Origin of the sequence: Pseudomonas fitomaticsae, assembly GCF_021018765.1 — a bacterium.
Classification (GTDB): domain Bacteria; phylum Pseudomonadota; class Gammaproteobacteria; order Pseudomonadales; family Pseudomonadaceae; genus Aquipseudomonas; species Aquipseudomonas fitomaticsae.
The window spans coordinates 4,307,434-4,326,156 of sequence record NZ_CP075567.1 but is presented as its reverse complement, the minus strand read 5'-3'; the positions used below and the strand labels follow the sequence as shown (position 1 = coordinate 4,326,156).

Below are 18,723 nucleotides of genomic sequence, written 5' to 3'. Positions count from 1 at the left end.
CTACACGATTAAACGATTGTCCTGACTGCGTCGAACCGTAGACCCACGCAAAGTCCCGAGCCTGAAAAAGGCACAGGGAAATGTGAATGTTCGGCGCCAGCAAACCAGTTGTATTCAGACTCGATATAGAGGGTTTTGCCCACGACCTCCAGGTGTTCGAATTCCAGGCCCGGGAAGCGCTCAACCAGACCTACAAGGTCGAACTCGAGCTGGTCAGTGAACGCCGCGACCTTGATCTCGAATCCCTGCTGCACCGGCCAGCCTTTCTGTCATTTACCCCGGACGGCTCTGGCATTCACGGCCAGATCCATCGAGTTGCCCAAAGTGACTCGGGCACACGCCTGACCCGCTACCAGATTGTTCTGGTGCCACACCTGGCCTATCTCGCCCATCGTCATAACCAACGAATTTTCCAGCATCAGAGCGTGCCGCAAATCATCGCCCGTGTGTTGAGTGACCATGGCATGCAGCCGGATGCCTGGCGCTTCCAGCTCAGCGCCGATTACCGGCCTCGCTTGTATTGCGTGCAATTTGACGAGACGGATTTGTTCTTCATCCAGCGCTTGTGTGAGGAGGAGGGGCTGCACTTTCATTTTCAGCACAGTCGCGACGGGCACCTGCTGGTATTCGGTGATGATCAGAGCGCCTTCCCTATGCCGGCTGCACCGACGGCCTATGCACAAGGCAGCGGCATGGTTGCCGAAGCGGCGGTCATAGACCGCTTCAACGTCCGCCTGGAAACCCGCACCACACACGTCAGCCGCCGTGATTACCACTTCGAAAAGCCAACCGTGCAACTGGACGCCGAAGCCAAAGAGACGCGGCTTCCAGTGCTTGAGGATTACCGCTTTCCGGGTCAGTTCACTCATCGTGATCGGGGTAGACATCTCAGTCAGCGCGCCCTTGAGCGGCATCGCGCCGATTACCGGCAAGCACAGGGGCGCAGCGATCAGAGCCTGATGCGCAGTGGCAGCTTCGTCGACATGAGGGAACACCCACGTGACGATTACAACGGTTTATGGCTGCTGACCAGCGTCGATCACCTTGGCCGACAACCGCAGGTGCTGGAAGAGTCGGCGACCGACCTCGCTACCGCAGACGGCTTCACTCAGGGCTATCGCAACCACTTCGTCGCGACGCCCTGGGATGTCATTTTTCGCCCCGCCCTCGAACACCGTAAACCCCGAATCAACGGCAACCAACATGCCGTGGTGACCGGGCCGCCCGGCGAAGAGATTTACTGCGATGCCTACGGCCGGGTGAAAGTCCAACTGCTGTGGGACCGCGAAGGCCAACTCAATGAACAATCCAGTTGCTGGTTGCGCGTAGCCACAGGCTGGGCTCATGACCAATACGGCAGCGTGCAGATTCCGCGCGTCGGCATGGAAGTGCTGGTCGGGTTCACCGAGGGGGATCCGGACAAGCCGTTCGTACTGGGTTGCCTGCCCAACGCCGTGACGCCAGTGCCGCTGGATCTGCCAGCAGAGCAGACCCGCAGTATCTGGCGCAGCCAGAGCACCCCCGGTGGTGGCGGTTACAACGAGCTGCGCATCGAGGACAAAAAAGGCGCCGAAGAGATCGCCATCCGCGCGCAACGTGACTTTGTCCAGCTTGTGCTCAATGACCAGCGAGTCCAGGTCGAGAATCAACGCACCGTGGTCGTTGGCGGCATTGCCAGTCATGAGCTGCACAGCGACGAACACCATCTGACCCATGGCAATCGCCTGACTGAACTCAAACAGGAAGATCACCTGTGGGTGCATGGCGACCGCCACGTTCGGGTCGCCAGCCAACGGCTCAGCGCCGGCCAGCAAATCCACCTCGGGGCCGGTCAGCAAGTGGTCATCGACGGCGGCACCCATGTGACGATCAAGGCCGGCGGGCATTGGTTGACGCTGGGGCCCGAAGGCATTTGCAGCAGCGTGCCGATTGTTCAGGGCGGCGCGCCTGCGCCGGGAATGGCGGCGGAACCGCTGGTGCCTGGGGCATTGCCGTTGTTGACAGTGGCATTTGATCCGATTCAACAACGCCACGCGCTGGTGTCTACGCGCGCCTCACGTTGTCTGATCTGCGAGGCTGCCCGCGCGTGAGCCTTTTGACCGGTTTACCTGACGATTTGCCATGGACCCGACAACAGGCCTTTTTGCTGCTGGACGGGGCTACGATCAGTGATCTGCCAGCACGGTTGAAGCAGATCAGCCCTTCGGTCAGCACATACGCTCTGTACGACCAGCCACCCTTCGCGGCACTGCGCGATCTGTCGCCTCTGCTCGTGGCCATCGAGCGGGCTGACGAGCCATTGGCTCGGTTCTTCCTGCAACACGCGGCGCAAGAGTGGGGCGTGCTGTTGTTCAGCTGCGCGCCGATGCACAGCGTTGGCGAACACCTGTGCAAACTGCTGAGTGTCGAATTGCCGGCCGGGCAATCGGCGCTGTTGCGGCTGGCCGACGCCGCAGTGGTGCATGCGCTGTATGCCAGTGGCGATCAGCGTTTGTTCGGGCCCTTGACCTGTGTGGTGACGGCGGACTGCGTCAACGATGCCTGGCACATCCATCGGCTTCGGCAGGCCGAGTGTCCGGTGCTGCCTGTCCCTTATTGCCTTAACCCCGAACAGAACGCGGCGCTGGATCAGGTTGATCGGCGCCGAGCGCTGCTGGATCTGGATACGCATCTGTTGAAGCACTTTCCCCGATTCCATGTCGGAGAAACCCTGATCCAGCGCTGGCCAACGCTGCAGCAAATGGAAACCCAGGCCAGCGCGCTTGGCCTGAGCAGCCGATCCGGGTTGTTCAACTTCGCCAACCTGTTGGCGTTGCTCGACAGCCGCGATATCGCCCAACACCCGCAAATCCACCACTTGTTCCATACGCCATCGCTGCAATCACCGGGCGAGCGTATCGCGCTGGCCGTTGATGTGGCGCAGCGTTGGGCCAGTCAAAGGCAACGCCCATGACCCATCCCGCCATTCTCGACGCTGCCGCCGCCTCGAAAGCCCCCATCGTTGCGCCCGCGGCTTGCGCGCTGCAACAAACCCATGTGCAACTGCTGCCGTTGAGCTACGGCCTGGTGGAAAGAGCGTTCGATCCGGGCACCGAATTGAAATTGCCGTACACCTTGACCGCGCGCCCGCTGGGCATCCGTCGTCTGCGTGATGGCTGGCTGTACATCATCGACAGCCTCAGCGGCGAGTTGTACGAATACCGAATGCTCGACGGTATCGTCACGGCGCTGCTGCATCAGGGCAAACAGGTCAGCGAGGATCAGCGCGCAGCGATTGAAGAGCGTCCGGCGCTGATCTTTCCCCGGCAAAGTACGTTGTACGTGACCTTTGCCGAGGTGCAGTGGACGGCAAGCAAATGCCATCAGGTGCTGGACAGCCGCGAAGAGCGCAACCATTTCATGCAGGCGGTCGATCTTGCACCGGTGAATTGTCTGACCGGTGGCGAGCATTTGCTCACCGTCGAGCAGACCCGGCAGTGGCTGGCGGAAGTGGCGGCGGGGGCCGAGCCGGTTGCCGATGCGGACGCGACGCGGATGCCCACCGTGCAGGTCAGCGACGCCCCCGAGCACGAGCGTGAACCTTATCTGTGGGAGCAACCCCGGCGCTTTCGCGAGGCGCACATCGGCGAATTCCTCGGCCGGGTGCGCGGGCCCTATCAGGACGACACGCTGTTTCTGCTGGTCAACGACGATCTGGGCGTGATGCGCGATCTGGCCGAGTATCAGGACACCGTGGTCGGCTGGGTCGATGCGTGGAGCAACACCGGCAACAACGCGCGCGATTATCTGCTCGCCAGCTACATCGAGTCGCTGAGCCAACTGAGCGGCGCCGATGTCGGCGAATTGGCCAAGGCCAGCGAACAGCCGCAGGTCAAAGCCCTGTTTGCCGATCTGGAGCAGTTGCCCGAGCCGGATCGCGAGAATACGCGCAAGGCGTTGCTCGATTACCTGAACAAGGGTGGGGAGATCCAGGCCGATGGGCCGGCGCCGCCCGAACTGCAAAAACTGCGCGCTCAGAGTTTTGATGACGGCATGGGACAGAATCGTCTGGCCCCTACGGCAGAGGTGGATCGGCGTTTTTATACCCGCCAGTACTTCGAAGCCGTTGCCCCCGAGGACTTTGTCGAACAGCATCTGGAGACGCTGATCCGCCTCGGCAAGGATCAGGATCGGCGCATCAAGGACGTGCTCGACGGCCCGCTGCTCAGCGGCAAACGCGGGGTCAACGACCTGATCGACCGCCCGGCGATGGACGAGCGACTGAACCTGTTGCGTGACGACCTCGGTCGCTGGAACCGCCTGCTCGAACGCATCACCGCCGACCGCACGCAACTGCTGGTCGCCGGACGCTTCCATCGTTCGGCCTGGTACTACGACGCGCAAGTGGCGGCGCAACTCCATCAAGCCCTCAGCGCCGAATACGCCTGCCTCAAGGACCTGTGCCGTAGCGATGAAGCGAGCGAAAAGGTGCTCGGTTATCTGGAGGAACACCCGGAACTGGCCCGAACGGTCTTCTACACCTTGCCGCTGCGCCTGCAATCGGAGCAGAGCGGGCAATACTCGACGCTGTTCAACGCCCTTATGGCCACGTTCAACAACCTGCCGGACTGGCTGGCCAAGCTGAAAAAGATCGAACAACCGCAACTGCCGGCCCTCGACGACATGCCCGAACACACCCGCGTCATCGCGGCGGCGGTGCAGGACACTTACAGCCCGGCATTGAACCTGGGCTTGAACCGTGTGCTGGAAGGCTTCGACCTGTCGGGCGAGAAAATCCCCGACCTCGACGAACTGTTCCAGCGCCTGCCCAAAGCACTGCGCCTGCGCCTGTTCGACGCGGCGAAAACCAGCGGCGTGACCTTCACCGTCGCCAGCCCCGCAGAGCAGTCCGCGCTGCAAACGGCGATCAAGGAGGTTCTGCGCGAACGCGAATACCTCATGACCCTCAACCGCGAACGCAACCAGATCACCCACAACAAGAATCGTCAGGGGCACAAGACCCCACGGGCGATGGAGTTGCAGGAAGAAATTGTGCGGGTGCGGGCTCAATTGACGCAGATCGAAGGGCGATTGGCGGCAGCGTTAAGCCCGATTGAAGAACTGCCGGATCGCTCGGCCCGGTTGTACGGCGCGACGCCTGCAAGGGCAGGGGTGACGGTGGTGTTTCCGCCGGCACAGCAGCAGGAGCTGCGCGGGTTGTTGGGGAATATCCGGGCGGGATTGGGCGGGGTGTCGGCGGGGAGTCTGGTGAAGACGGAAGGGATGGGGTTGGTGGTGGTTTTGGTGCAGGTGGTGAATTTGGTGGGGGTAATCAAAGAACTGTCCACTCAGATCAAGAATAAGCGGGCGTGGGGTTCGCTGTATGGCGCTTTAGCAACAACTGGCGCAGCTGGGTTTACAGCGGCGCAAAGCTTGGCGGATACGGCTTTGAAAGCTCGTAGTACGGCGCTTGTTGCTGGGTTGCAGAGTGTTGCCTTGGAGCATGTACATGTGCAGATGGGGAAATTGCATGTTGGGCTGGGCGCCTTCACCTATGGTTTTGGGTTGGTGTCATCAGCGATCAGTCTGAATAACCATTACCAAAATTGGCAGCAAGCGGTTCGTAGCGGAAGCCAAAATGCACAGCAAACAGCTTCATTGGCTATCTTGGGGGCCGGGGGAATGGTGACGGTAAATGCCTATGGTTTGAGTAATACTGTCCACGCCACATTCAAGGTGCTAACCGCACCGAATAAAGCGGCCAGAACAGCCGCTTGGGCGGCTGCTGGTACACGCCTTTCCACTGTGTTTTTCCGCTTCAATCTGGCCGGGGCCTTGTTCACTGTGTTGGAACTGAGCGGCACCTGGCTATTCAATCGCTACAACCTCAGCGCTCACGACAAGTGGCTGAAAATCACACCCTGGAGCCGGGATGCCGAGATGCGCGGTGACCACTCGCTGGAGGACTACCAAAGTTATCTGGCCTTTCTGATCCACGCGCCTTACGCACAACTGGGTCCCAACCCGTATGACTCCTGGCTGAAGAACCTGCTGTTCAAAGCCAGACCCAGCGATATCCATCTCGTGCTACCCAAGCTGACGTTGGGTGATCTTTTGCCGCCTTTGGGTGGGAAAGCTACTCACCTCCTGGGCGTCGGAGCCCACCGCATTTCGATGCCGCTTCACAGTCGCGGAACCCCACGAGAGCGCAAGGATGTGGTCAGCGAAGAAGTCCTCCGCAGCCTGCGCATCGTCAAGTCTTCAGCGGAAGGCTTGGTGCTCTGCCTGCAGTACCCGGTAGATCCCGATTCCGAATTCACCCCGGCGAAAGAAACGCTGGAGCTGGCCATCTGTATTCAAAACCTGAATGACAAAGGTGAATGGACATCCCGCACCCGTGTCATTCATATCGATCCACGGGGGGAGGGACATTTTGCGGTGGTTGCTCCGCAACTGGTGAAAGAGAAACCACCGATTTTGCTAGTTGAAACCCAATTACTGGAGCAGGCCGCTCATGCTGAATAATCACGTCGAGCCGGGAGTTATTCCGCAAGTCGAGACACCTCGAAAAGCAGGCGACGTGGAGCCGTTTCCGGGCGGTAAGGTCACCTATCTGTCCCCGTTACCCTTACCAACGCCGATTCCACCTTATGGCCCACATATTGGTGAGCTGAACGATTGTTACATGGACTTTGGCCTGGGATCTCCACAGGTATTTTCATGGCAAGTCATTTTGGGTGGGCCACTAAGCGTCGCTTTTTCAGCTGCGTTCCTGCTCCCCCTGATTGGCGGATCCATGTTCTTTTTATTTGGCAATGGCTGGGATGATGTTTCTCATGCTATCCAGGGGCTTTTCGATGTGGGGAAAGGAGTTTCGGTATTTGTAGGGTGTTTGATGCTTGTGATCGGCCTTGCTGTCTGGCACCACAACCACAAAAAACGCGCCTCAATCATCCCCACCCGATTCAACCGCCAACGCCGCGAAGTCTGCTTCATGCCCGAAGGCGCCACCGAACCGGTCTTCGTCCCCTGGGAATCCCTCTCCGCCTGGATCATCGAAGCCCAGGGCGCGACCCAATACGGCATCCACCGCCAATACGGCATGGGCATCGGTTTCTACGAAGGCGAAACCCTCACCAGTCTCGAATTCCAATGCGCCGGCCTGCCGCTCGCCATCAGCCATTGGGAAGCCATTCGCGGCTACATGGAATACGAAATCCACGACCTCAAATCGATCCAGGATCTACAAGACCTGCAAGGCCCCGGCGACCCACCCCACGAAGGCCTGCACACCTTCCGCAACGCCCGAGCGCGCATGCATCAGCAGATCCGCGACGGTTCACGTACTCGGCTGTCGGGTTTCTTCTGGTACCTCTATCACGTCATGACCTTGTGGACGATTCCCAATCGACTCGTCGAATGGGAAGTGCGCCGCCTCGAACGGATCGGCAAACAAGCACTGCCCGAGGTCATGCGCCAATGGTCGGAACCGCTGCCGGAAGATCAATGGGCCAAGCCGAGTGAAGAGCTGCTGCGACTGAGCGAGCAAGTACGCCAACTGCAAAAGCGCCAGCCGCATCGGCCGATCACCGAGATCTTTGCCGAGGTGCAGCGCACGGCATCGACGGGTAAGCGTCGCGCATGAATTGTTTTCCCAAACAGCGCACGGGGTCCGAATTCACGCCAGCCAAAGAAACACTGGAATTGGCCGTTTGTGTTCAGAACCTGAATGACAAAGGTGAATGGACATCGCGCACCCGTGTCATTCATATCGACCCAAGGGGAGAAGGGCATTTTGCAGTGATTGCTCCACAACTGGTCAAAGAGAAACCACCGGTTCTACTGGTTGAAACCCAATTTCTGGAGCAGGCCGATCATGCTGAATAATCACATCGAGCCGGGAGTTATTCCGCAAGTCGAGACACCTCGAAAAGCAGGGGATGTCGAGCCGTTTCCGGGCGGTAAGGTCACCTATCTGGCCCCATTACCCTTGCCTGCACCGATTCCACCCTACGGCCCACATATTGGTGAGTTGAATGATGTTCATATGGAATTTGGGCTGGGGTCACCACAAGTCTTTATGTGGCAGATGACTTTGGGCGGGCCATTGAGCCTGTCTGTCTTGGTTATATTTTTATTCCCGCTAATTACCGGACTGATGGGGATTAGTTTTGGGTATGGACAGGAGGCTATATGGGAGTCAATGGTGGGCATGTTCGAAACAGGCTATGAAAATTCGCTAATGGTAGACCCCCTTATTTTGCTCATTGGTCTCGCGGTCTGGCACCACAACCACAAAAAACGCGCCTCAATCATCCCGACCCGATTCAACCGCCAACGCCGCGAAGTCTGCTTCATGCCCGAAGGCGCCACCGAACCGGTCTTCGTCCCCTGGGAGTCCCTCTCCGCCTGGATCATCGAAGCCCAGGGCGCGACCCAATACGGCATCCACCGCCAATACGGCATGGGCATCGGTTTCTACGAAGGCGAAACCCTCACCAGTCTCGAATTCCAATGCGCCGGCCTGCCAATCGCCATCAGCCATTGGGAAGCCATTCGCGGCTACATGGAATACGAAATCCACGACCTCAAATCGATCCAGGATCTGCAAGACCTGCAAGGCCCCGGCGACCCACCCCACGAAGGCCTGCACACCTTCCGCAACGCCCGAGCGCGCATGCATCAGCAGATCCGCGACGGTTCACGTACTCGGCTGTCGGGTTTCTTCTGGTACCTCTATCACGTCATGACCTTGTGGACGATTCCCAATCGACTCGTCGAATGGGAAGTGTGCCGCCTCGAACGGATCGGCAAACAAGCACTGCCCGAGGTCATGCGCCAATGGTCGGAACCGCTGCCGGAAGACCAATGGGCCAAACCGAGTGAGGAGTTACTGCGGCTGAGCGAGCAGGTACGACAACTGCAAACGCGCCAGCCGCGTCGGCCGATTACCGAGATCTTTGCCGAGGTGCAGCGGTAGGCTCGGAGGCAGTGAGGGACAGTTTGGCGAAACGTGCTTCCCACCCTCTCTGCTAGTATTTGCCCCACTGCCTTCCGGAGACATGCCCCATGACCGAACCCATCCGTCTGACCCAATACAGCCACGGCGCCGGTTGTGGCTGCAAGATTTCGCCCAAGGTGCTGGAGGTGATTCTGGCCGGCAGCGGGGCGCAGAACCTTGATCCGAAACTGTGGGTCGGCAACGCGTCGCGCGATGACGCGGCGGTGTATGAAATCGATGCCGAGCGCGGGGTGGTTTCGACCACAGATTTTTTCATGCCGATCGTCGACGATCCGTTCGACTTCGGCCGGATCGCTGCCACCAATGCCATCAGCGACATCTACGCCATGGGCGGCGATCCGTTGATGGCGATTGCGATCCTCGGCTGGCCGGTCAACGTGCTGGCGCCGGAAGTGGCGCGAGAGGTGATTCGCGGCGGACGTGCGGTGTGCGATGCGGCGGGGATTGCGCTGGCTGGCGGGCATTCGATCGATGCGCCGGAGCCGATTTTCGGTCTGGCCGTCACGGGGCTTGTGGAAAAACGCTTCATGAAGCGCAACGACACCGCCACCGCCGGTTGCCTGCTGTACCTGACCAAACCGTTGGGCATCGGCATCCTCACCACGGCCGAGAAGAAGGGCAAGCTGCGCCCTGACGACATCGGCGTGGCCCGGGACTGGATGTGTACGCTGAACAAGCCCGGCAGTCGTTTCGGCAAACTGGCCGGGGTCACCGCCATGACCGACGTCACCGGGTTCGGGCTGCTCGGGCATCTGGTGGAAATGGCCGACGGCAGTCACCTGACGGCGCGCATTTTTTACGACCGGGTGCCGCGTCTGGCGAGCGTCGAGTATTACCTTGAACAGGGCTGCGTGCCGGGCGGCACCTTACGCAATTTCGACAGTTATTCGGGCCGGGTCGGGCGGGTGCAGGAATTGCACAAGCGAGTGCTGTGCGACCCGCAGACCAGCGGCGGGCTGTTGGTGGCCGTGACCCCCGAAGGCAATGCCGAATTCCTCGCCGTCGCTGCCGAACTGGGCCTGACACTGGAACCCATCGGCGAACTGCTGGAGCGAAAGAGCACCGCCGTCGAGGTGAATTGATGGCCGCCGACTTCACCGACTATCGCGACATCTTCCTCAACGACCGTCCGCTGATGGACGCCCGTGCGCCGGTGGAGTTTCACAAGGGCGCGTTTCCCGGTGCGGTCAATCTGCCGCTGATGAACGACATCGAGCGGCAGCGGGTCGGCACTTGCTACAAGCATCACGGTCAGCAGGCCGCCATCGAGCTGGGCCATCAACTGGTCTCCGGCGCGGTGAAGGCTGAGCGCCTGCAAGCCTGGGCGGATTTTGCCCGGGCGCATCCCGAGGGGTTTCTGTATTGCTTTCGTGGCGGCCTGCGTTCGCAGATTGTCCAGCAGTGGCTGAAGTCGGAAGCCGGCATCGACTACCCGCGTATCGGCGGTGGCTACAAGGCGCTGCGGGGGTTTCTGATCGACACCCTCGAATCGGCCCAGGTCGAGTGTGATTTCGTGCTGCTGGGCGGCATGACCGGCACCGGCAAGACCGAGGTGCTGGTGCAACTGCGCCACAGCGTGGATCTGGAAGGCCATGCCAATCACCGGGGCTCCAGTTTCGGCAAGCGCGCCACCGGTCAGCCGTCGAACATCGATTTCGAGAACCGACTGGCCATCGACTTCCTGAAAAAACGTGCCGCCGGCATCGATCAGTTTGTGCTGGAGGATGAGAGCCGGGTGGTGGGCAGCTGCGCGCTGCCGCTGTCGCTGTATCAGGGCATGCAACAGTACCCGATGGTCTGGCTGGAAGATCGTTTCGAACAGCGCGTCGAGCGGATCCTGCGCGATTACGTGGTGGATTTGTCCGCCGAGTTTCAGGCGGTGCATGGGGAGGAGGGTTTCGGGCGGTTTTCCGAGCGGTTGCTGGATAGCCTCGACAATGTGCACAAGCGACTGGGTGGCGAGCGGCATCGACGCATGCGGGTGTTGATGAAAGAGGCGCTGGCGGAGCAGGGCCGCAGTGGGGCGGTGGATCTGCACCGTGCGTGGATCGAGGGTTTGCTGCGCGAGTATTACGACCCGATGTATGTGTTTCAGCGCGAGAAGAAGGGCGGGCGGATCGAGTTTGCGGGGGAGCGGCAGGCCGTGATCGAGTACTTGCGTCAGCGAATCAAACCCAAGGCCTGAGGGGCCCGAACGGGCCCCGGGCAAACTCAGGTCGGACAGCTTTCCTGCCCGTTATCCAGCCCCTGTTTGTAGCTGTGACTCTGCAGGCTGGCCTTGCCGTTGTGCCAGGTCAGGGTCAGCACATACAGCGAGTCGTAATCGCTGGATTCCCAATCCTCGGTGATCTTCTGCTTCTCGCCGACGGCCTTGCCTGCGACCTTGTTGATCAGCTCCGGCAGATAGCCGTGGGACCAGGCGGTGTAGATGGTCGAGTTGTGGTACTTGTCTTCGATCAGCTCCCGGGCCAGATCACTGGTGTCATTGGCCGAGAATTCGATGTTCACTGGCAGGCCGAGCTTGATCGCGGCGGGGCTGATGGTCATCAGCGGGCGGATGTAGCTGTAGGAGTTGTCCAGTTCGCCTTCCTCGACATTGCGCGTCGGGTTGGCGGCGAACACGTAGTCGGCCTTGCCGAATTTTTCCGGCAGCAGGGTCGACAGGTCGATGGCCCGGTTCAGGCCCTGGCAGTTGAGCTGGCCGAGACCGCCGGCCGGTTTCTCCGCGTGGCGCAGGAACACCAGGGTCTGGGTGCCGTCCACCGGCTGCGCACGGCTTTCGCTGGATTCCAGCGACAGGAACAGCGCGCTGACCGCCAGCAGGGTGGGCAGGGCCACATACGCGCGGTGTTTGAAGCGTTTGGCGACTTTCATCAAGTTCGTCATGGGCTAAGGGTTCTTCAGTCTGTTCGGTTAAGGCTGACAAACCTCTGCACCGGTGCCTGTGCGCCGGGTGTTTTCCCTGTCATCAATGGCTTGCTTGGAGCCCCCTGAGGCCCGTTTGGTTCGATCCGCTTGAGTGCGCCGCACTTTGCCGTTCAGCCTGTGCGGTTGGAGGGAAGGTTAACCACAGGATGTTGCGGATTTAAGTAAGCCTGCGGAGGGAGGCGCAAAGAACCCGAGCCAGAGCGTTGATCGTGGATTATGCTCAGGCCTTTCATTTTGTGACTGGATGCTACACATGACTGATCTGTCCGCGTTCCCGATCACCCAGAAATGGCCGGCGCAGTACCCTGACTGGATTCAGCTCTATTCCCTGCCGACCCCCAACGGCGTCAAGGTCTCAATCATGCTCGAAGAAATCGGCCTGCCGTACGAGCCGCACCGCGTGGGCTTCGACACCAATGACCAGATGTCTCCGGAATTTCTGTCGCTGAACCCGAACAACAAGATCCCGGCGATCCTCGACCCTCACGGCCCCGAGGACAAACCGCTGCCGTTGTTCGAATCCGGCGCGATCCTGATTTATCTCGCCGACAAGAGCGGCCAGTTACTGGCCCAGGAAGGCGCTCTGCGCTACGAAACCATCCAGTGGCTGATGTTCCAGATGGGCGGCATCGGCCCGATGTTCGGCCAGCTCGGTTTCTTCAACAAATTCGCCGGCAAGGACTACGAAGACAAGCGTCCCCGTGACCGCTACGTCGAAGAAAGCCGCCGCCTGCTCAGCGTCCTGAACACCCGCCTGGAAGGGCGCGACTGGATCATGGGCGAGCGTTACACCATCGCCGACATCGCCACGTTCCCGTGGGTGCGCAACCTGATCGGCTTCTACGAGGCCGGCGATCTGGTCGGCATCAACAACTTCCCGAACGTCACCCGGGTGCTGGAGCGCTTCCTGGCGCGGCCGGCCGTTGTGCGCGGCCTGACCATTCCTTCCTGACCCTGCGGGAGCCGGGTGCGCAGATTGTTGCGTGCCCGGTAATGCACTGTTGATTGATCCAGGTTTGTACCCCGTCCCCCGCAAGGCATAAGCTTCGCGCCCTACGACTTTCGTCTCATCCGCTGTTTTCAGGAAAGGCCCCATGTCCAGTCAGTTCCCCGAAGCACGTCCACGCCGTCTGCGCCGCAATGCGAGCCTGCGCAGCCTGTTCCAGGAAACCGAGTTTTCCCTCAACGATCTGGTGCTGCCGATCTTCGTCGAAGAAGAGATCGACGACTTCGTACCGATCAAGAGCATGCCGGGCGTGATGCGTATTCCCGAGCGCAAGCTGGCCGGCGAGATCGAGCGTTATGCCCGTGCCGGGATCAAGTCGGTGATGACCTTCGGTGTGTCCCATCACCTGGACGCCAGCGGCAGCGACACCTGGCGTGAAAACGGGCTGGTGTCGCGCATGTCGCGGATCGCCAAGGACGCCGTGCCGGAAATGATCGTGATGTCCGACACCTGCTTCTGCGAGTACACCGACCACGGCCATTGCGGCGTGATGCATAACCATGAAGTCGATAACGACCAGACCCTGATCAACCTCGGCAAACAAGCGGTAGCGGCAGCCCGTGCCGGTGCCGACGTGATCGCGCCGTCGGCGGCGATGGACGGCCAGGTGCGGGCGATTCGCCGGGCACTGGACGACGCCGGGTTCACGCAGATTCCGATCATGGCCTACTCGACCAAATTCGCCTCGGCGCTCTACGGCCCGTTCCGCGAGGCCGGCGGCAGCGCGCTGAAGGGCGATCGCAAAAGCTATCAGATGAACCCGATGAACCGCCGCGAAGCCCTGCGCGAATCCTTGCTCGACGAGCAGGAAGGCGCCGATGCGCTGATGGTCAAACCGGCCGGCGCGTACCTGGACATCATCCGCGACATCCGCGAAGCCTCGACCCTGCCGCTGGCGGCGTATCAGGTCAGCGGCGAGTACGCGATGATCAAGTTCGGCGCCCAGGCCGGGGCCATCGACGAAGATCGCGTGGTGCGCGAAAGCCTCGGTGCGATCAAGCGCGCGGGTGCGGATCTGATCTTCACCTACTTTGCGATGGACCTGGCGCTGGCCGGGATCTGATCCTTCAAGCGCAATTGAAAAACGGCCGGATCCCGTGATCGCGGAAATACCGCTCGATCACCTTCGGATCCGCGCTGTTGTCGGCAATCGCCACATAGGTATCGGGGCGCAGCAGGTAAAAGCCGTTGCGCCCCAGTCCCGCCGTTTCAAACGCCGGGCGCCAGTCGAACACGTGCAGCGGCAAGTGATGTTCATTGCACCAGGCGATCATCTCGTCGCTGGTGTCGCCGTACACATGCACCTGCCAGCACGGATGGCGCAGCGGCTCGTAATTATCCCCCTCGCCATCATGAGCCCACGGTAAACGATCGCCGCCGTGGACGTGCCCGGCCACGCCTTCACTTAATGCCATGCCTCGATAGTTGACGGTGATTTGCGAGACGGTGCGAAACAGGAATTCGCGGCTGGTCTCGAACGAGGCCATTTTCGGAATCAGGAACGGTGCTAGTCGCGTGCGCAACAGGTCGGCCATACGGCCTTCGGCGGTGACGAAGCTGAAAACCTTGTCAGTGGTCGACACCAGTCGCCGGGCGAAGGCGATGCGTTCGGTTTCATAACTGTCGAGCAGTTTGGGCGTGGCAGCGCCGCCGAGCACCGCCGCGAGTTTCCACGCCAGATTGATCGCATCGCCGATGCCGGTGTTCATGCCCTGACCGCCAGCCGGGCTGTGTACGTGCGCCGCATCGCCGAGCAGAAACGCCCGACCCTTGCGAAAGTGATCCGCCACCCGGTGATGCACGCGGTAGGTGGAGAACCAGTTGACGTCCTCGATGTGCACGTTCAGATGTTCGATGGCGCGATTGCTGACATCTGAGAACTCGAGGGTTTCGGCGCGATCCGCACGTTCGTCGCGCACGGTGCCGATCAACCGCGCACGGCCTTCGCCGGCCAGCGGGAACACCGCGAGAAAGTCCGCTTCATCCAGATCCAGATGCAACTCGCCGTTGAGCGCCGGGCCGCTGGCCTGCACATCCGCGACATAGAAAATCTGCTGATAAGTACCACCGGGAAAACCGGTGTCGAGGGTTTTGCGCACGACCGAACGGGCGCCGTCACACCCGGCCAGGTAGCAGGCCTGGCAGATTTCCTGCTCGCCATCCGGCAGGCGCAAATGCGCGGTGAGGCCGTCGCCGTTTTCGGTGAAACTCTCAAGCGTGGTGTTGCGTTCGACGGTCACGTCGTAGTCTTCGAGGCGTTCGATCAGCAGCCGCTCGTGTTCGTCCTGCGGGTACATTTCCAGAAAGGCATAGGGCGTCAGGCCTTCGCCGATGCGGTTGAGCGGCAGCTGCGCCACGGGTTTGCCCTTGACCCAGAAATTCGCTGCGGCGACCCGATGACCGTTGCGCACCACCGTATCGGCCAGGTCCAGTTGCCGGTACAGCTCAAGGGTGCGCGCCTGCACCGCCAGCGCCCGCGACGTAGTGCCCGGCGCGGAGGTCTTGTCGATGATGCGCACGCGCACGCCCAGTTTGCTCAGCCACAGGGCCAGCACCAGTCCGGTGGGGCCTGCGCCGATGATCAGAGCATCACTGCGGTTCATGGTCTGTCCTCCTCGCGTGTCCTGACCCCAGGCTTGCCACTGAGTGTGCAGCAGCAAGTATGGATCAGACGGCGAGGGCGGCCAGTCGGCCTGCCAAACGGGGCGATGGAACAGCGCCGCCGGCCCGCAGTCCTATCCTGCACCCTGCGATTGCGCGTAGGGTTAACCCGGCTCAACGGACTGGATGAAGCGTTATGCATACCCCTCGATTATTCGTCAGCCTCGCCGCGCTGCTGTTACTGGCCGGTTGCGCCGGTCAACGCAGCGAAGAACCGGCGCCGCGCCCGCCCGCCGAGGTCAAGGCGCAGATCGTGCGCCTGCTGCCGGCAAAAACCGTCGACCGCCAGGGCTGGGCCACTGACATCTACGCCGCGTTCGCCGCCCAGGGCATCAGCCCGACCACGCAGAATCTGTGTTCGGTGCTGGCCGTCGCCGAGCAGGAATCCACCTTTCAGGTCGATCCGCCGGTGCCTGGCCTGGGCAAGATCGCCCGTGACGAAATCGACCGCCGCGCCGCCAAAGTGCATATCCCGAGCCTGTTGGTCAGCGGCGCCTTGCAGGTGCGTTCGCCGAACGGCAAGACCTACAGCGAACGCCTGAGCGCCGCCCGCAGCGAAAAGGAATTGAGCGCGATTTTCGATGACTTCATCGGCTCGGTGCCGATGGGCCGCACGTTGTTCAGCGGTTTCAACCCGGTGCATACCGGCGGGCCGATGCAGGTCAGCATCGAATTCGCCGAGAAGCATGCCAAGGACTATCCGTACCCGGTGGACGGGACGATTCGCCGCGAGGTGTTCAGTCGTCGCGGCGGGATGTATTTCGGGATTGCCCATTTGCTGGGTTATCCGGTGAGTTACCGCGAGCCGTTGTACCGCTTCGCCGACTTCAACGCCGGCTGGTACGCCAGTCGCAATGCGGCGTTTCAGAACGCGGTCAGCCGCGCTTCGGGGATTCCACTGGCACTGGATGGCGACCTGATTCGGCCGGGCGCGATCATGCCGGGCAGCACGGAACTGGCGGTGCGCACCCTCGGTAAATCGCTGGGCATGCGCAATCCGGTGATTCGCGATCAACTGGAGAAGGGCGATAGCCTGGCTTTCGAGGATACCAAACTGTATCAACGGGTCTTCGAGCTGGCGGAGCGTGCGGAAGGCAAGTCACTGCCCCGTGCGGTGTTGCCGGGCATCGTGCTGCAGAGCCCGAAGATCACCCGCAAACTGACCACGGCGTGGTTTGCCAAACGGGTCGACGAGCGCTATCGGCGCTGTATGGCCAAGAGCTGAGGACGATCAAAAAGGTATAAAAAAACCCGGCTGACGGGAGCCGGGTTTTTTCTGGGTTGTTGCGGTCAAGCCATTCATTCAGGCAACGCGGCGTTCAATCAGACGATCCGAGCCACCTTCAGCAACACGACGTTCGATCAGACGATCCGAGCCACCTTCGGCAACGCGGCGTTCAATCAGACGATCCGAGCCACCTTCGGCAACGCGGCGTTCAATCAGACGATCCGAGCCACCTTCGGCAACGCGACGTTCAATCAGACGATCCGAACCACCTTCGGCAACGCGGCGTTCGATCAGACGATCCGAACCACCTTCGGCAACGCGGCGTTCGATCAGACGATCCGAACCACCTTCGGCAACGCGGCGTTCAATCAGACGATCCGAGCCACCTTCGGCAACGCGGCGTTCGATCAGACGATCCGAACCACCTTCGGCAACGCGGCGTTCGATCAGACGATCCGAACCGCCTTCGGCGATCAGGGTGGGGGCCGGTTTGGCGGCAAATGCGTTGAAGGCCAGAACCGAAAGGGCAATGCTGAGGATGACTTGGCGTTTCATGATTTTTGCTCCGGGGGTGTTGTTTGTTTGGTATGGAGCCGATGTTACGCCCGGGATTTTTTAAGAGAACTTCATTGACGTGATGGTGAACATCGACGCCGATGATGGTTTGTCACAACACCTTCACCGCGCGGCCGATTGCCTGGATCGGCCCTGTGGGTTTGCCGATCGGTGAGCCGTTGGCGCCTTCCAGCGTCAGCTCGAACAACTGGTTCGGTTGCAGCGGCGGCAGCTTGTCCAGCGGGATCGACAGCGCCTGGCCCGGCTTGACCAGCCCCAGCGATACCGGACCCTGCCAGCCGTCGGCCTTGGTCCAGAACTCCAGCGCCTTGTCGGCCGGCACCTCGACCACGCCCAGCGGAATCAACTGAATCTCCCGTGGACTGCTGGCCTGGATCACCCAGCCCGGCGCCTTGTCCTGCGGGGCGACCAGCACCACCAGAAAACTTGGTTTCGGCGTGGTTTGGGTCAACAGGATCGAGCCTAGCAACAAGGTCGCGGCCAGCCCGGCAGCGCTCAAGCCGCGCCACAGCGACAGGCGGTTCCACCATGAAATCTCGGGCGTCACCTTATGGGTGAGTTGCCCGACACTGCGTTCGATGCGCTGCCACAGCTGCAACGAAGGCTGATGCGCCGGGGCGAGGTCGGTCAGCTCCAGCAGACGCCGCTCCCAGGCATCCACGGCCGCTTGCAGTTCCGGCTCGTTGGGCAAGCGCCGTTGCACTTCGGCGCGCGCTTCGGCCGAGAGGGTGCCGAGCACGTATTCGCTGGCCAGTTCATCGCGTTCCTGCGCCGATTCGGTGGTCATCCCATGCACTCCCGCAACGCATTGAGGCTGCGCTTGATCCAGGCTTTGACGGTGCCCAGCGGCGTGTCGAGGCGTTGGGCGATCTGCGCGTGGCTGTAACCGTCGACGTAGGCGTGAAGGATGCAGCGGCGGCGTTGCGGTTCCAGTTGATGCAGGCAGCGATGGATGCGGGTCGATTGCGCCAGCGCATCGAAGTCGTCATCAATCGCCAGAGATTCGTTGCTGTCGTTCAACGGCGTTTCCCGGTCGTGATTGCGCAGCACATTCAGCGCCAGATGCCGGGTCACGCTGAACATCCAGCCCCGGGCAGAACCGCGCGCCGGATCGAAACCCGCCGCGCCAGCCCAGATCTTGATGAATGCGTCGTGAACGATGTCTTCGGCCAGCGCCGTATCACGCACCAGACGCCGGGCCACACCGAGCAGCCGCGGGCTTTCCTGCACATACAATTCGCGCAGGGCCCCGCGCTCGCCGCGGGCACAGGCGGCGAGGCGGGCTTCGTAATCGAACGCGGTTTCGGGTAATGGCATGTCCTG

16 protein-coding genes are annotated in these 18,723 nt (G+C 61.1%); 11 read left to right on the top strand and 5 right to left on the bottom strand.

Annotated features, from left to right (window positions below; translation table 11 throughout):
• Positions 1–86: 86 nt before the first annotated feature.
• The 8 genes from KJY40_RS19450 (at position 87) to mnmH (ending at position 11,186) form a co-directional block, all read left to right on the top strand.
• A complete protein-coding gene (locus KJY40_RS19450) occupies positions 87–2,090 on the top strand; it encodes a type VI secretion system Vgr family protein (protein WP_230731882.1) in 2,004 nt (667 codons plus the stop codon).
• Entirely contained in the window at positions 2,087–2,953 is an 867-nt protein-coding gene (locus KJY40_RS19445) for a DUF4123 domain-containing protein (RefSeq protein ID WP_230731881.1), read from the top strand. Before KJY40_RS19450 ends, KJY40_RS19445 begins: the two co-directional genes overlap by 4 nt.
• On the top strand, positions 2,950–6,504 hold the full coding sequence (locus tag KJY40_RS19440; protein WP_230731877.1) for a toxin VasX: 3,555 nt from the start codon (positions 2,950–2,952) through the stop codon (positions 6,502–6,504). Before KJY40_RS19445 ends, KJY40_RS19440 begins: the two co-directional genes overlap by 4 nt.
• Positions 6,494–7,624, top strand: coding sequence for a hypothetical protein (locus tag KJY40_RS19435; protein WP_230731875.1), 1,131 nt, complete (start codon positions 6,494–6,496; stop codon positions 7,622–7,624). Before KJY40_RS19440 ends, KJY40_RS19435 begins: the two co-directional genes overlap by 11 nt.
• A complete protein-coding gene (locus tag KJY40_RS19430; RefSeq protein WP_230731873.1) occupies positions 7,621–7,866 on the top strand; it encodes a hypothetical protein in 246 nt (81 codons plus the stop codon). Before KJY40_RS19435 ends, KJY40_RS19430 begins: the two co-directional genes overlap by 4 nt.
• 373 nt (positions 7,867–8,239) lie before the next feature.
• The gene (locus KJY40_RS19425; protein ID WP_230731871.1) at positions 8,240–8,959 is read left to right on the top strand and encodes a hypothetical protein; all 720 of its coding nucleotides are present in this window, start codon (positions 8,240–8,242) and stop codon (positions 8,957–8,959) included.
• Positions 8,960–9,048: 89 nt separating this feature from the next.
• Positions 9,049–10,083, top strand: coding sequence for a selenide, water dikinase SelD (selD, locus tag KJY40_RS19420; protein WP_230731869.1), 1,035 nt, complete (start codon positions 9,049–9,051; stop codon positions 10,081–10,083).
• Positions 10,083–11,186, top strand: a complete 1,104-nt coding sequence (gene mnmH / locus KJY40_RS19415; protein WP_230731867.1) for a tRNA 2-selenouridine(34) synthase MnmH — start codon at positions 10,083–10,085, stop codon at positions 11,184–11,186. Before selD ends, mnmH begins: the two co-directional genes overlap by 1 nt.
• 26 nt (positions 11,187–11,212) lie before the next feature.
• On the opposite strand, the gene KJY40_RS19410 is transcribed toward mnmH, so the two are convergent.
• Entirely contained in the window at positions 11,213–11,887 is a 675-nt protein-coding gene (locus KJY40_RS19410) for a hypothetical protein (protein ID WP_007958986.1), read from the bottom strand.
• A 295-nt stretch (positions 11,888–12,182) separates the two neighbouring features.
• Here KJY40_RS19410 and KJY40_RS19405 point away from each other — a divergent pair, with 295 nt between their 5' ends.
• On the top strand, positions 12,183–12,881 hold the full coding sequence (locus tag KJY40_RS19405; protein WP_039770231.1) for a glutathione S-transferase family protein: 699 nt from the start codon (positions 12,183–12,185) through the stop codon (positions 12,879–12,881).
• Between the two features lie 142 nt (positions 12,882–13,023).
• A complete protein-coding gene (gene hemB / locus KJY40_RS19400; protein ID WP_085686639.1) occupies positions 13,024–13,998 on the top strand; it encodes a porphobilinogen synthase in 975 nt (324 codons plus the stop codon).
• A gap of 4 nt (positions 13,999–14,002) precedes the next feature.
• On the opposite strand, the gene KJY40_RS19395 is transcribed toward hemB, so the two are convergent.
• Positions 14,003–15,538 (bottom strand): FAD-dependent monooxygenase, encoded by a 1,536-nt coding sequence (locus tag KJY40_RS19395; RefSeq protein ID WP_230731866.1) that lies wholly within the window; start codon positions 15,536–15,538, stop codon positions 14,003–14,005.
• A 194-nt stretch (positions 15,539–15,732) separates the two neighbouring features.
• Here KJY40_RS19395 and KJY40_RS19390 point away from each other — a divergent pair, with 194 nt between their 5' ends.
• Entirely contained in the window at positions 15,733–16,821 is a 1,089-nt protein-coding gene (locus KJY40_RS19390) for a DUF1615 domain-containing protein (RefSeq protein WP_230731865.1), read from the top strand.
• Positions 16,822–16,899: 78 nt separating this feature from the next.
• Here KJY40_RS19390 and KJY40_RS19385 read toward each other — a convergent pair whose 3' ends face one another.
• The 3 genes from KJY40_RS19385 to KJY40_RS19375 form a co-directional block, all read right to left on the bottom strand.
• Positions 16,900–17,379: a phage infection protein gene (locus tag KJY40_RS19385; protein WP_230731864.1), complete on the bottom strand. Its 480-nt coding sequence runs from the start codon at positions 17,377–17,379 to the stop codon at positions 16,900–16,902.
• 112 nt (positions 17,380–17,491) lie between these two features.
• The gene (locus tag KJY40_RS19380; protein ID WP_230731862.1) at positions 17,492–18,187 is read right to left on the bottom strand and encodes an anti-sigma factor; all 696 of its coding nucleotides are present in this window, start codon (positions 18,185–18,187) and stop codon (positions 17,492–17,494) included.
• Entirely contained in the window at positions 18,184–18,717 is a 534-nt protein-coding gene (locus KJY40_RS19375) for a sigma-70 family RNA polymerase sigma factor (RefSeq protein ID WP_230731861.1), read from the bottom strand. Before KJY40_RS19375 ends, KJY40_RS19380 begins: the two co-directional genes overlap by 4 nt.
• Positions 18,718–18,723: the final 6 nt, after the last annotated feature.